At 72.2% G+C, this 14018-nt stretch carries 10 protein-coding genes and 1 riboswitch; of the genes, 6 read left to right on the top strand and 4 right to left on the bottom strand.

Annotated elements, in window-relative coordinates:
• The 3 genes from ACSDR0_RS19545 to ACSDR0_RS19535 all read right to left on the bottom strand — a co-directional run.
• On the bottom strand, positions 1–2797 hold a 2797-nt coding region (locus ACSDR0_RS19545), incomplete at its 3' end, for a DEAD/DEAH box helicase (RefSeq protein ID WP_435290269.1).
• Between the two features lie 117 nt (positions 2798–2914).
• The gene (locus tag ACSDR0_RS19540) at positions 2915–4369 is read right to left on the bottom strand and encodes an extracellular solute-binding protein (RefSeq protein ID WP_435290268.1); all 1455 of its coding nucleotides are present in this window, start codon (positions 4367–4369) and stop codon (positions 2915–2917) included.
• Entirely contained in the window at positions 4366–6381 is a 2016-nt protein-coding gene (locus ACSDR0_RS19535) for a VWA domain-containing protein (RefSeq protein ID WP_435290267.1), read from the bottom strand. The genes ACSDR0_RS19540 and ACSDR0_RS19535 overlap by 4 nt, the downstream gene beginning before the upstream one ends.
• 761 nt (positions 6382–7142) lie before the next feature.
• On the opposite strand from ACSDR0_RS19535, the gene ACSDR0_RS19530 reads away from it, so the two are divergent.
• The 3 genes from ACSDR0_RS19530 to ACSDR0_RS19520 all read left to right on the top strand — a co-directional run bounded on the left by ACSDR0_RS19530 (position 7143) and on the right by ACSDR0_RS19520 (position 10230).
• On the top strand, positions 7143–8327 hold the full coding sequence (locus ACSDR0_RS19530; protein WP_435290266.1) for a pyridoxal phosphate-dependent aminotransferase: 1185 nt from the start codon (positions 7143–7145) through the stop codon (positions 8325–8327).
• 163 nt (positions 8328–8490) lie between these two features.
• Positions 8491–8573: riboswitch (ZMP/ZTP riboswitch) on the top strand.
• A gap of 14 nt (positions 8574–8587) precedes the next feature.
• A complete protein-coding gene (locus tag ACSDR0_RS19525) occupies positions 8588–9511 on the top strand; it encodes a bifunctional 5,10-methylenetetrahydrofolate dehydrogenase/5,10-methenyltetrahydrofolate cyclohydrolase (protein WP_435290271.1) in 924 nt (307 codons plus the stop codon).
• Between the two features lie 215 nt (positions 9512–9726).
• Positions 9727–10230, top strand: coding sequence for a ricin-type beta-trefoil lectin domain protein (locus ACSDR0_RS19520; protein ID WP_435290265.1), 504 nt, complete (start codon positions 9727–9729; stop codon positions 10228–10230).
• Between the two features lie 273 nt (positions 10231–10503).
• On the opposite strand, the gene ACSDR0_RS19515 is transcribed toward ACSDR0_RS19520, so the two are convergent.
• Complete coding sequence (locus ACSDR0_RS19515; RefSeq protein ID WP_435290264.1) at positions 10504–12093, bottom strand: MDR family MFS transporter; 1590 nt, start codon at positions 12091–12093, stop codon at positions 10504–10506.
• Positions 12094–12173: 80 nt separating this feature from the next.
• On the opposite strand from ACSDR0_RS19515, the gene ACSDR0_RS19510 reads away from it, so the two are divergent.
• The 3 genes from ACSDR0_RS19510 to ACSDR0_RS19500 all read left to right on the top strand — a co-directional run bounded on the left by ACSDR0_RS19510 (position 12174) and on the right by ACSDR0_RS19500 (position 13963).
• Positions 12174–12767, top strand: a complete 594-nt coding sequence (locus ACSDR0_RS19510; RefSeq protein WP_435290263.1) for a TetR family transcriptional regulator — start codon at positions 12174–12176, stop codon at positions 12765–12767.
• A 241-nt stretch (positions 12768–13008) separates the two neighbouring features.
• Positions 13009–13221, top strand: coding sequence for an MbtH family protein (locus ACSDR0_RS19505; protein ID WP_435290262.1), 213 nt, complete (start codon positions 13009–13011; stop codon positions 13219–13221).
• A 13-nt stretch (positions 13222–13234) separates the two neighbouring features.
• Positions 13235–13963 carry a thioesterase II family protein gene (locus tag ACSDR0_RS19500; protein ID WP_435290261.1) on the top strand — a complete coding sequence of 243 codons (729 nt, stop codon included), beginning with the start codon at positions 13235–13237 and terminating at the stop codon, positions 13961–13963.
• Positions 13964–14018: the final 55 nt, after the last annotated feature.

The raw sequence follows: 14018 nt of genomic DNA, 5'->3' as shown, positions 1-14018 counted from the left end.
GCAGCTGGGCCGGGTGGTTGCAGACCTGCTTGAGCTTCGTCATGGTCGCCAGCACGTTGCCACGCCGCTCGATGCCCTCGCTGTCGGCGATCTTGGCCATCATGTCCTCGACCACGGCCTGGTAGAGGGTCGCCTGCTCGGGCGTGAGATTGCACCAGATCTTCATCTCCATCTTGTCCGGCAGGTCGGAGATGATTGAGCGGTCGGTCTTGAGCCGCCGCAGCACGAACGGCCCGGTGGCGCGTCTGAGCGCGGCCGTCGCCACGGTGTCGCCGTCGCGTTCGATCGGCTCCTGATAGCGCTTCCTGAACGTCCTGGCCGGGCCGAGCAGGCCGGGATTGCAGAACTCCATGATCGACCAGAGCTCCGCCAGATGGTTCTCCACCGGCGTGCCCGTCAGCGCGAACCTGCTCCTCGCCGGGATCGACCGTACGGCCCGCGCCTGCCCGGCGGCGCTGTTCTTGATCGCCTGCGCCTCGTCGCAGACGACCCTCGACCAGACCTGGTCCGCCAGGGCCTCCCGATCCCGCAGGGCGGTGCCGTAGGTGGTGAGCACGAGATCCGCCTCCTCCACCCGCCGGGCCAGCTCCTCCCCGCGCAGCCGGGCGGCGCCGTGGTGGGAGTAGAGGTCCAGGGACGGGGCGAACCTGGCGGCCTCCTTCTGCCAGTTGCCGAGCAGCGACATCGGGCAGACCAGCAGGGTCGCTCCCGGCCGGTCACCCGCCGCGCGCTCGCTGAGAAGCAGGGACAGGGTCTGCGGGGTCTTGCCCAGCCCCATGTCGTCCGCGAGGACGCCGCCGAGCCCGACGTCCGACATGAAGGCGAGCCACGACAGGCCGCGCTCCTGGTACGGCCGGAGCTCGCCGTGGAAACCGGCCGGGGTCGGGAGCGGTTCGAGGCGGCGATCGGCCTCGCCGGACAGCAGGTCGCCGAGCAGGCCGTCGGCGTCCACTCCGACGATCGGCAACTCCTCCTCACCGCCCTGAACGACCTCCTGGATCACCTCGCCGACCGTCATCTCGCCCGCCCGGCGCCTCTCGAACGCCTCCAGCGCCGCGCTCAGCTGCCGGTCGTCCAGCTCGACCCATCGGCCCCGTACCCGGACCAGCGGCACCTTGAGCCTGGCCAGCTCGGCCAGCTCCTCCTCGCTGACCGTCTCGTCGCCGATCGCCAGGTCCATGCGAAAGTCCACGAGCTGGCGCAGCCCGAACCCCTGGTCGGAGGCCGCTCCGGGGCCGGTCTTCTGCGAGCGGGTCGTGAGCCTGAGCCCCAGCCTCGTCTTTCCGGCCCAGGCGGGCAGCTGTACGCCGAACCCGGCCGACTGCAGGAGCGGAGCGGCGTGGCGGAGGAACGCGAACGCGCCCGCCGTGTCGAGGACGAGCTCCGACGGCCGGGGACCGCGCAGTGCCTCCTCCACCTCCGGGTAGAGCCGCGCCGACCGGCCGAGCCCCGCCAGCAGTGTCTCCTCGGGGCGGGCGGGCAGGCCGGGGGCGGTCTCACCGGCCCAGATGAGCGGCGCGGGCAGGTAGAGGCTTGGATCCTCCGCCGACTGGACGGCGAACTCCACCCGCCAGGCCGAGTCGTCCTGCGGCGGATCGGATCGCGGTTGCCCCCCGCGCTCCGCGACGAGGCCGCCATCCGGTCGGGGTCCGGGTCCGGGTCCGGACTGCGAGCCGGGTACGGATTCGGGCCCGGTTTCGGGTGCGGGCTCGGCATCGGTGTCGGTGTCGGTGTCAAGTTCGGCGTCGGCGTCGGCGTCGGCATAGGTGTCGGGTTCGGGTTCGGGTTCGGTCAGACGGAAGCAGACCCGCACCGGAGCGTCGAGCAGGTGTGCCGACCTGAACCACTCCCGGAGCGGCTCGGCCAGCTCGTCCGCCGCCGCTCGCGTCAGGCCGGGAAGCGTGGCGTCCTCTCCCGTGAGGGCGACCACCCAGCGGTCCGTGAGGGGGCCGCGAGCCCCCGGCCGGCGGCCACCGAGCAGGCGGTCGGGGAGCGCTCGCCGTACCGCCGCGTCGGACAGGCAGGCCAGGGCCTCGCTCAGCACGTGGGCGGAGGGCCGCTCCTCGGCGACCGCCCGGCAGACGGGAGGCATGGCGGTGGCGAGATCGCGGAAGCGGGCGGCGTGAGGGCCGGTCGGCACCGGACGCCACCGCGCCGCGTGGCCGTCGCCCTCGGTGACGAGCTGGGGCAGCACCCGGCCGCCGCGGACCAGCTCGCGGGCGTACGTCGCGACGGCGGCGAGATACCGCAGGGAGGCTCCCGGGATCGGCGTCCGCCGGGCGTTCTCAGGAAACTCGCCAGGGGACTCGCCCGGCCGGCGCGTCTCTCCGGACACCTCTCCGGGTTCGTACGTCCCGGCGGACACCGTCTCAGGTTCGTACGCCCCGGCGGGAAGCTCGTCGAGTCTGTGTGTCTCCCCGAAAAGCTCGTCGGGTTCGTACGCCTCCGCGGGGAGACGGGCCATCTCGTCGACGCGGCCGAGCAGCTCCAGCGCCGCGCCCGGCTCGACCAGCAGGGCGGGCACCCTCCAGGAGCCGATCTTCGGCCGCCGCGCGGTGATCTCCGCCCCCGACTCGGGAGAGGGCAGCGGGCTCCGCGCCGAACTCGGCAGGAGCAGGACGAGCTCGTCCGTGACCGCCTTGCCCGCGGCCGACGCCGCGCCGTCCCCCCAGAGCGCCAGGCCGTCGAGGAGACCTGCCTCCGGGGCCGCGAACGGGTGGGGGCGGACCTTCGCCCGCGAGGTGCTCGCCGCGGGGTCGGCCGGGGCTTCCGCCCAGAGCGCCAGCCTGTCTCTCACCCAGGCTCCGTGAACCACCAGCACTCCCACGGCCCTCCTCACGTCCAGGAAACCGTAACAGCCGGAGCATGCCGAGGGCCTCGGCATCGGAGACGAGGGTGTCCGCGCCCGGCCCGGTCAGCCTCCGGCCAGCGCCTTTCTCAGCTTGGGGGCGAGGCCGGCCGTGAACTTCTTCGCGTCCTCGCAGCCCTTGCGTCCGAGCGACCAGCAGCCGAGCAGCTCGTGGACCTCCGTGCGGAAGACCCGGCTGAACTCGTTGTAGTACGGGGAGGGCGGGCGGGCCCTGGCCTGCGTCAGCGCGCGCAGCAGCGTCTCGGGCCGTACGCTCTCCGACTCCGGTTCGGCGGTGGGGGACGGGGCGGATCCGGACCCGGACGTGGAGGCGGGTTCGGGCGGGGTAGCCGCGGGTCCCGGGCCGTCGCAGCCGGTCCTCGCCCGCGTGTAGAGGGCGGAGACCCTGGCCGGGGCGAACCCGCCGCAGTGGTAGAGCAGCCTGGCCGCCTCCCCGCCGGTCAGCGCCGCCACCAGCCGCTGCGCGACGTCGCGCCGTGCGGTGTGCCTGGAGACGGCGAGGTACTGGCCGCCGAGGACTCCCTGCCAGGGCAGCGGCGCCGCGCGGAAGGCGACCCCGCCCGACTTGCGCTCTCCGGAGAGCACCTCGTGGGCGTAGGGCCAGTGCCGCAGGAACAGCGCGTGCCTCTCGCGGAAGGCGGTCAGTGACTCCGCCTCCGTGCTGCCGAGGGTCTCCCCGGAGATCACCCCGGCCCTCACCGTCTCGATGAGCCGTCCGACGGCCTCCACACCCTCCTTCTGGGTGATCACCACGTGGCCGTCCGCGTCGACCACGTTGCCGCCGTTGGCCCAGATCGCCTCCAGGGCGTTGACCGTGAGCCCCTCGTAGGAGGCGAACTGCCCGGCGAGTCCGAGGGCGGTGGGATCGGGTCCGGCGCGGCGTGCCTTCGCGAGGCCGGTCATGTCCTGCCAGTTCGCCGGTGTCCGCAGGTCGTCGCGGTAGTAGAGCAGTCCCACGTCGGTGTTGAACGGCACCGCGTACTGGACGCCCTCCCAGGCGCCCGCGGACCAGATCCGGGAGAGGAAATCGTTGGTCCCGTCGTGCGCGGCGGCGTCGATCGGGCGCAGGTAGCCCTCCTCGGCGAACTCGGGGATCCACTGGATGTCGAGGTTGTACACGTCGTAGTGCCCGGCCTTCGCCTGGGCGGCCGAGATCATCGCGCTGCGCTGCTCGTCCGCGACCGAGGAGATCGCCACGAAGCACGCCCGGGGCCTGCCCTCGATGCCGTTCCAGACGGCTTCGAGCGCCCGCTCGCGAGCCCCTCCCGAGACGTCGGCGCCGCTGGCGATGCGCAGGACGCAGTCGTCCCTGGGCGGTCCGGGAGGCGGCGTCGGCGCGGCGCTCGCCGCGAGGGAGGGAAAGCAGACCAGCAGCAGGAGGAGAAGGATCACCCCGCGGCCGACCGGCTCCGCCCCGGAGGACGTGCCCCGCCCGCCCGCCTCGCCAGGCGTGGGCGGTGAGAACGGCGTGGACGGCGTGGACGGCGTGGGGCGGCTCATCCGGTGACCGTCCTGAGTTCGGTGAACGCGTCGTCCAGCTTCTGGTCGGGGTCGGTGCTCGCGTCGTAGCAGGACATCAGGTCCTGGTCCCTGAGTTCCGGCAGCGGGGACGTGTCGCAGCCGTGCAGGTCGAAGGAGAGCATCAGCAGGCGGACACCGCCGTGTCCTTCGATGTCCTCGGCGGTCAGCCCCCTGGGGTTTCCTCCGTCGGTGAGCAGGAGCACGGCCTTCCGCTCCTGCGGGTCACCGGTGCCTTCCATCTGGTCGAGCGCCTTCTTGATGACGGGGCGCATCGGGGGATCGGGGCGCGAACCACCCCGGTAGGCGTGCTGGACGGCGGTGAGCCTGCCGGCGAGGGCCTTTCCCTCGTCGCCGACGGGCGCGAGGGGGACGGCGTGGTCGTCGTCGGGGAAGAACGTCATGATTCCCGTGGTCCGCTCCCCGCGCTTGGACGTGACGGCGAGCTGGGCCACCTGGATGGCCGCCTCCAGCCGTGACCTGCCGTCGTTCACCTTGTTGCGCGCCATCGAGCCGGAGACGTCGACCACGACGAGGACGTGGTCCGCGAGGGGGGTCGCCAGCTTGTACAGCAGCTTGGGGATGTCCGGCTTCCAGCTCGCCGCCACCGGCGCGTCACTCCTCAACCCGGGCACCTTCACCGGCAGCCTCCCGACGTTCAGACGGCCCTCGGCGTCACGGAATCCGTAGCGGGGGAGGGCCTCCCGCAGGAAGTCGCAGAACTCCTCGACCGTCCGCTCGACGGCCGGGGGCCGCCTCAGGTCGGGCCACCGCTTGGAGACGCACGCGTACCGCATGGCGTGGCCGCCCCTCGGGTAGACGGCGGCCAGCTGCGGAGGCCTCTCCCCGGCCTTTCCCGGCGCGGAGGCGGCGCCCGGCGACGGCCACCTGCCGTTCGTGCCGGGGACGGCGCAGCCGCCCGACGCGGGGAGTGCGGGGTCGGCGCCCGACCGGGTGACGCCGAGCTCGTAGAACTGCTGCTCGGTCAGGACCATCGCGGAGGTGTCGAGGGAGCCCGCGTACCGGCACATCACGTCGCGGACGTTGTCGCCCGGCCGCACCTTCCTGGACAGCCCCTCCGAGGGGCCGGGGGCGGCGGCCGTGGCCATCAGGCCGACGTTGGAGGCCAGCGGGTGGGTGCGTACGACCTGCTGCCGGGCGCCGGGCCTGCTCCGCAGCAGGTCGGCCCAGCCGCGGTCTCCCGGCTTCCTGCCGCCCTCGGTGAGCTCCTCGGCGAGCCTCTCCGGCGCGGCGACGACCAGCGGTGAGGTCGCGACGACCGTCCGCTCGCCGAACGCCGGCATGCCATCCGTGCCCCGGTCCATGTAGTCGATCTCCTGGAGGGAGTCGGCGATCCACCCGTCGGGCCGGGCGCCCGGGGGCTTCCTCGCCATCCGCTCCGCCACCGGCCCGGTCGCCGGCTGGACGGGTAAGCTCCAGTCGCCCAGCCGGTCTCGCACCTCGTCGGCGCGCAGCCCGCTGACGTTGATGTTCATCTGCCGGCAGCCCCACCAGTCGACCTTCCCCGCCATGAACTCCCCGGCCGCGCGCCGGATGGCGGGGGAGGTCTCATCGGACGCCAGGAGCGTGATCTCGTCGGGGATCTGGCAGGTGACCCACGGCTCGTCCTTGGGAACGACGGCCAGGGTGACGACGACGGTGACCAGGACGCCGGTGGAGAGAAGCCACCAGACGTCCTGGCGCACCCACTGGGAAAGCACTCCGAGAAGGCCGTACAACCGCTCCGGAACCGCACGGCGCAGCCAGGCGGTGCTTTTCAGCAGGTGACCGGGAAAAATGGTCAGCGCCGTCAGGGCGAGAATCCCGAGGACCAGGGCCACTTTCGAGACCGTGGAAATGGAGAGGGCGAGAAGCACGAGCAGCGTCTGGACGAGGGCGTTGGAGAAAGCCGTCACCATCTGCCAGGCGCGTTCCGTCGAGCCGCCGGTGTCCGCCGGAGGCGGGGTCTTCGCGCTCTTCTCGCTGTTCACCATCTGTCAGTCGTCCCCGCCGGTGGTTTCCCGAGACCTCGTGTTCACCCTACGTCGGATCATCACCACGGAGAGAGGGTTTCTGTGATCTACGGGACGGGGATTCACCACCGGGATATTTGCGGTCGGCCGTATTTGCGGAGGCGAGAGCGACCAGGGCATTCGGGGTCGCGTGTTACGTCCGTATCTCGGACTCCGGCGAAAGGGGAGCCCGGCTTCCCGCGAGGGTGGGCGCGGTGGCCGCGAGCCGGTCCCGCCGGTTCCGGCCGGGATCCCGCCGTGGCCGCCGCCGGGGCGTGCCCGGGGCGTGTCCGCGCGTCCGGCGCCCGGATGCGCCGTGGAATCGCGGGTGGTCCGTCCTTCTGGCGGTGCTCTCGCGGTGGCGGCGGAGATTTCCCTCGCGTCACCGCTACTTTGGTCAAATGTCGTTCCGGCCTGTCTTCCAATGGCGCGGTGACGCGATCGACAATCGGATGACTTCTCGACGGGCGTCACCGGGGCTCGATTCACGAGACATGTTTCCGGTCGTTTTCCGGCCGTTCGGCGAATGATTTCCGCAATGCTTTCCCGAATGCCCTCCAGGCCCCTTTCCCGGACGTGTTCCCGCCGGTTTTCCGGCCACTCCCGGCGAACGCCGGTTAATCACGCCCCCCGGCCAGCCCGGGATGTTCTCCGGAAAGGACGCGTCCCGGAGAGGGCGTTCTCCATGGGGATACGGCGATGACCACGCGAGGCCACGGGAGAGCGGGACTACGCTGGAGCGTGTGAGCGATCCTCTGGTGGCGCGAATGCGCGAGTTCGGCACGACCATCTTCGCCGAGATGTCGGCGCTGGCCCTGCGGACCGGCTCGATCAACCTCGGGCAGGGCTTCCCCGACACCGACGGGCCCGCCGCGATGCTGGAGCGCGCGGTGTCGGCGATCCGCGAGGGCTCCAACCAGTACCCGCCGGGGCCGGGCGTGCCCGAGCTGCGCCAGGCCGTCTCCGAGCACCGCAAGGACCACTACGGGCTCGACTACGACCCCGACGGCGAGATCCTCGTGACCGTCGGCGCCACCGAGGCCATCGCCGCGACGATCCTCGCGCTGTGCGAGCCCGGCGACGAGGTGATCGCCTTCGAGCCGTACTACGACTCCTACGCCGCCGCCGTCGCCCTCGCCGGGGCCGTGCTCCGGCCGGTCACCCTGCGCCCGGTCGAGGGCCGCTTCACCTTCGACCCCGCCGAGTTGCGCGCCGCAGCCGGGCCGCGCACCCGGGCCGTCCTGGTCAACTCCCCGCACAACCCCACCGGCACCGTCTTCACCCGCGCCGAGTTGGACGAGATCGCCCATTTGTGCCAGGAGCGCGACCTGGTGGCCGTCACCGACGAGGTCTACGAGCACCTCACCTTCGACGGCGCCGAGCACGTGCCGATGGCCACCCTGCCGGGCATGCGCGAGCGCACCGTGATGATCTCCTCCGCGGGCAAGACCTTCTCGGTCACCGGCTGGAAGACGGGCTGGATCTGCGCGCCGCCCGAGCTCGTCAGGGCCGCGCAGACCGTCAAGCAGTTCCTCACCTTCACCGCCGCCGCGCCCTGGCAGCTCGCCGTCGCCCACGGCCTGCGCCACGAGCTCGACTGGGTCTCCTCCCTGCGGGCGGCCCTGGAGTCCAAGCGCGACCGCCTGACGGCGGGGCTGTCCGCGGCGGGCTTCGAGGTCTACCGCTCCGCGGGCACGTACTTCGTGCAGACCGACATCCGTCCCCTGGGCTTCACCGACGGCCTCGCCCTGACCCGCGAGCTGCCGTCGCTGGCGGGCGTGGTCGCCATCCCGACCCAGGTCTTCTACGCCCGCCCCGAGCGCGGGAGCCACTTCGTCCGCTTCGCCTTCTGCAAGCGGGACGAGGTCATCGACGAGGCGGTGAGCCGCCTGGCCGGGCTCGGCGCGGCCGGGGGCGCCACCTCCTGAGGAGGCGGCCCTCCCACGGCCGCGGGACCGGCCCGTCGAGCCGGGAGCGCGGGAAGACATACGGGACGGGGAGCGCGGGACCGCACAGGGGACGGGGAGCGCGGGGACCGTACGGGCGTGTCGGCGGGGGTGGTTCGACCTTCGAGGGGTTGATCGGGCATCCTGGGGGTGACGCGACTGGCGGCAAGGGGATGGCATCAACCATCGGGGAGCCCGTCGTGGGAGTCGACCGCCTGGGCGCCCACGCCGAGAGGACGCGCATGTCCCAGCCCGCATCGAACGGTCCCGAGTCCGAGAGCGCGTCGTCCGCCAGGCTCCTCCCCGGCGGCCCGGTCGCCGCGAGGATCCTCGCCGACGTGGCCACGCGAGTGGCCGCGCTGACCGGCCGGGGCGTCATCCCGAGCCTCGCGACGGTCCTGGTCGGCGACGACGACGCCAGCGCCGGATACATCCGCATCAAGCAGCGGCAGGCCGCCGAGCTCGGCTTCGCCTCGCCGCACGAGCACCTGCCCGCGAGCGCCACCCAGGCGGACCTGCACGCGGTCATCACCGCCTTCAACGACGACCCGGCGGTGCACGGGCTGCTCGTGCAGCACCCCGTCCCCAAGCACCTCGACTACGACCGGGCCCTGCAGGTCATGGACCCGGACAAGGACGTCGACGGCATGCACCCGCTCAACATCGGGCGGCTGGCGCTGGAGCTCCCGGGCCCGCTGCCGTGCACGCCCGCCGGGATCGAGGCGCTGCTCGCGTACTACGACATCCCGGTGGCGGGCCGGGAGGTGGTCGTCCTCGGGCGGGGGGCCACGCTCGGCCGTCCTCTGTCGATCCTCCTCGCGCAAAAGCGCCCGACGGCGAACGCCGCCGTCACCGTCGTCCACACCGGCGTGAGCGACTGGCCCCGCTACACGCGGCGCGCCGACGTCCTGGTCGCCGCCGCGGGCGTGCCGGGGATCGTCCGGCCCGAGCACGTCAAGCCCGGCGCCGTCGTCATCGGCGGCGGGGTGCGTTACGAGGGCAGGCGCCTGCTGCCCGACGTCGACGAGTCCTGCGCGCGGGTGGCCGGGGCCATCACCCCCCGGGTCGGCGGGGTCGGGCCGACCACGGTCGCGATGCTGTTCCGCAACGCGATCACGGCGGCCGAGCGCGCCACCGGCCTCTCCGAGGGGGACGGCGCCCGGTAACGGCCGGGAGGACGCCGCCACCTCGCGAAACGCCGCTCGCCGTGTCTCCCGCCCTCGACCGATCTCCCTGCGTGTACCTTCTGCTGCGGAGAGTGATCGGGGCGTGCTCGCGGGAGCGGTACGCACGGTGCGGGCGGGCCGGGGTGGGCGGGGGTCCTCCCGGTGACGCGCGCCGCTCTCCACTGCCGTGATCCGCAGGAAGGAGAGCATCGACGATGCGACGGAGATTCAGGGTGCTGGTGTCGGCGGCGGCGGTCGCGCTCGGTTGCGCGGGCTTCGTCCCGGGCGCGGCGACCGCCTCGGGCTCGGAGTCCGCGGCATGGGGTCCCATCCGCAGCCACCAGAACTGGCGCTGCCTGGACGCCGACCTCGGCACCATCGGCCCGAACGGGACCAAGGTGCAGCTGTGGGGCTGCAACGGCTGGGACAACCAGTCGTGGAGCTATGACGTGTCCAGCCACACGATCCACAGCAAGGAGAACGGCCGCTGCCTGGACGCCGATCTCGGGACCATCAACGCGAACGGGACCAAGGTGCAGCTCTGGGACTGCAACGGCTGGGCCAACCAGAAGTGGATCTACGACGCGACGAGCCACACGATCTACAGCATGTACAACGGGCGCTGCCTGGACGCGGACCTGGGGACCATCAACGCGAACGGGACCAAGGTGCAGCTGTGGAACTGCAACGGCTGGGCCAACCAGAAGTGGACGCTCTGACGGCCACCGTCCGGGGGCGGCGGTGCGGGGGGCCGTGTCCGCCGTTCCCCCGCGCAGGGCTCTGATCTCGGACGGGGAAGGGGGGCGTTCCCGTGGCGCCGCCACGCCGATCGCCCCCGTCCGGGGGAGGGGCCGCTCGCGCGAGGCGTGCGTGCGTGCGTCGGCAAGACCACGAGCAGGCACGGAAGACGGAGGGCCCGCTCGCGCGAGGCGGGCGTGAAAGGGCCCGGGGCCGGCCGGAGAGCGGGCCGGCCCCGGGCGGCGCGGGGGTCGTCACGGCCTGCCCGCGACGACCGGCGGGGCGGCCGGGTCGGCGGCGGCCACCGGGTCGGGGGTTCGCGCCGAGCGCAGGGGGATCTCCTTGAGCATCAGGGCGGCCACCGCGGCGAGGAGGGCGATCGGGACGCCGACCACGAAGACCGCGCTCATCGCCCGGGTGAAGGCCTCCAGGATGATCTCCAGGATCGGCGCGGGGAGATTGTGGATGGCCTCGGGAGAGCCGAGGCTGGGGGCCGCTCCGCCTCTCAGCGGCAGGTTCGCCGCCTTCGCGAGGGAGACCAGCTCCGCGGTGAGCCGGTTGGACAGGATCGCGCCGAAGGCCGCGACGCCCACCGCGCCGCCGAGAGAGCGGAAGAACGACACCCCGGAGGTCGCCGAGGCGAGGTCCACGCGGGTCACCGCGTTCTGGGTGGCCAGGATCAGGATCTGCATGGAGGCGCCGAGCCCGACGCCGAGCACCGCGTTGTCGAGGCCGACGATCACCAGCGAGCTGTCGACGTGCAGGCGGGAGAGCAGGAACAGCCCGAGGCCGACCAGCAGCATGCCCACCACGGGGAAGATCTTCCAGCGGCCCGTCCTGCTGACGAACCGGCCGGTCAGGATCGAGGAGGTGAGCAGGCCGAGCACCAGGGGCAGGGTCATCAGGCCCGAGCCGGTGGGGCTCATGCCCTTGACGATCTGCAGATACTGCGGCAGGAACATCAGCGCGCCGAACATCGCCGCGCCGACCAGCAGGGACGCGACGGACGTGAGCACGAAGGTGCGGTTGCGGAACAGGTGCGGGGGCAGGATCGGGTCGGCGGCCCTGCGCTCGGCGACGACGGCGAGGCCGAACATCACCAGGCTGAGCGCGCCCAGGCCGTAGGTCCACGCGGAGTTCCAGCCGAACTCCTTGCCCCCGAGGGAGAGCAGCAGCATCAGCGCGGTGGTGCCGCCGGTGATGAAGGTCGCGCCCCACCAGTCGACCTTCGTGTCGCGGCGGACGAGCGGCAGCTTCAGCACCTTCTGGATGACGAAGAACGCGACCACGGCCAGCGGCACGCAGAACCAGAAGGTCCAGCGCCAGGACATGTTGTCCACGATGAACCCGCCGAGCAGCGGGCCGGCCACCGTCGAGACGCCGAAGACCGCGCCGATGTAGCCGGAGTAGCGCCCGCGCTCGCGGGGCTCGACCACGTCGCCGAGGATGATCTGCGGCAGTGCGGCGAGGCCGCCGGCGCCGATGCCCTGCAGCGCCCTGGCCGCGATGAGCTGGCCCATGTCCTGGGAGAACCCGGCGGCGATGGAGGACAGCACGAAGACGACCAGCGAGACCTGGAACATGAGCTTGCGGCCGTAGAGGTCGGAGAGCTTGCCCCAGATCGGGGTGGAGGCGGTCATGGTCAGCAGGGTCGCGCTGGCCACCCACGCGAGCTGGTCCTGACCGCCGAGCGTGCCGACGATCGTCGGCAGCGCGGTTCCCACCACGGACGTCGAGATCATCGACGTCAGCATGGCGAGCATCAGTCCGGCCAGGATCTCCAGCACCTGTTTGTGGGTGAAACGAGGTGCGGCCTCGGCCTGGATCTGTTGTTCGGTCAGCATGAACCGTCCCCCAATGCATGTACAGTACATATGAAATTAGTAGACGCTTGTTTACTCGTCAAATCTGGAAGGATCCCTAGGTGGATGAGATACGGCAGCGCGACAGAGAGGGCACCCGGCGGCGCATCCTCGACGCCGCCCGCCGGTTGTTCTCCGACCTGGGGTACGACCAGGTGACGATGCGGATGATCGCCGCGGAGGCGGACGCCAACATCGCGCTGATCAACCGCTACTTCGGCAGCAAGCGGGATCTGTTCGCCGAGGTGCTCGCGATGCAGGGACGCTTCCCCGGCGTCCTGGAGGGCCCCGAGGAGGAGCTGCCCCGCCGCCTGGCCGAGTACGTCGCCGAGCGGCTCCGCTCCGACCAGGGGAGCGTGGTGCTGGCCGCGCTCATCCGGTCGTCCAGCGCCCCGGAGATCCACGAGATCATCCGCGACCGGGTCAGCTCGGCGATCCTGGGGCCCCTGTCGGCGCGTCTCTCCGGTCCCGACGCGGCCTTCCGGGCGATGGTCGCCACCGCGCTCGTCACCGGCACCGGCACGATGCGCCAGCTCTACGGCCCCGACGCCGTCGACGCCCCCGACCACGAGGCCGTGGTTGCCCGGCTCACCATCGTCTTCGAGGCCTGTCTCGGGGTGGGAGGCGCCGGTCCCGCCCCGGCGCCAGGGCGGTGACGGCGGTGCCGTGACGGCGGTGCGGTGCGTCGGGAACGGCCGTTCCGGCTTCCTTCGCCCGGGGCGCGGACGACCTTCCTTCGCCCGGGGCGCGGACGACGCGCGGAGCCTCTTCGTGACCACGCCCCGGGAGCCGGGCGGCCCCGGCGCCATCCGCGATCACCCGGTCGTCCGCGGCATGCGAACATGGTGAATCCCGGGCCTGTCGCGGAGATCGCCGCGCTTTCCAGAGAGGACACGAGTGAGCAGCAACCCCTTCGAGGACCCCGAGGGCGTCTATCTGGCACTGGTCAACGACGAGGGCCAGTACTCCCTCTGGCCGGCCCGGTCCGAGATCCCGGCCGGATGGACCGTCGCCTTCGGCGAGAGCTCCAGGCAGGCCTGCCTGGAGCACATCGAGGCCACCTGGACCGACATGCGGCCCAACAGCCTGACCAAGGCCATGGGGCAGTGAGCGGGGAAGCCGCATGACCTGGTTGCGCTGCGCCTTCCCCCGCCCGGGGGCGACCACGCGGCTGTTCTGCCTCGCGCACGCGGGCGGGTCGGCCAACGCCTACCGCGCGTGGTCCGAGCTGCTGCCCGCGTCCGTCGAGCTGCACGCGACGCAGCTGCCCGGCAGGGCCGACCGGTTCACCGAGCCGCTGCCGGACGACATGGACACGCTGGCCGACGAGGTGACCCGGTCGATGCTGCCGCTGCTGGACCGGCGTTTCGCGCTGTTCGGGCACAGCATGGGGGCGACGCTCGCCTACGAGGTCACGCGTCGCCTCGAGGCCAGGGGGATCTCCCCGGCGCGGCTGTTCGTGTCGGGCGCGAGAGCGCCGCACGATCCCCGCGACAGGCCCGCGATCTCGGAGTACGACGACGACCGCTTCGTGGCCGAGCTGGCGAAACTCGGCGGCACCGAGGTGGAGATCCTGTCCCACCGGGCGATGCGCGAGATCGTCCTGCCCTACGTCCGCGCGGACTTCCGCCTGGCCGAGGCCTACCGCCACCGTCCCGGGCCTCCGCTGCACACGCCGATCTCCGCCCTGGTCGGCGACGCCGACCCGGTGGTCACCCCGGTCCAGGCCAAGTCGTGGGAGGCCCGTACGAGCTCCGTCTTCTCCCTGACGGTCTTCCCCGGAGACCACTTCTACCTGCAGCCGCAGCGCGCGCCGGTGGTCGAGGAGATCGCCAGGACGCTCATGGGGTGAGCGAGGTTGGCTGGTTGTGTCGAAGGAAGGGCGCTTCCTGGGCAGTAAGTGCCCA

Origin of the sequence: Streptosporangium sp. G11, from assembly GCF_051192615.1 — a bacterium.
Classification (GTDB): domain Bacteria; phylum Actinomycetota; class Actinomycetes; order Streptosporangiales; family Streptosporangiaceae; genus Streptosporangium.
The sequence above is the reverse complement of the archived record's forward strand: the minus strand, read 5'-3'. Positions and strand labels throughout refer to the sequence as shown.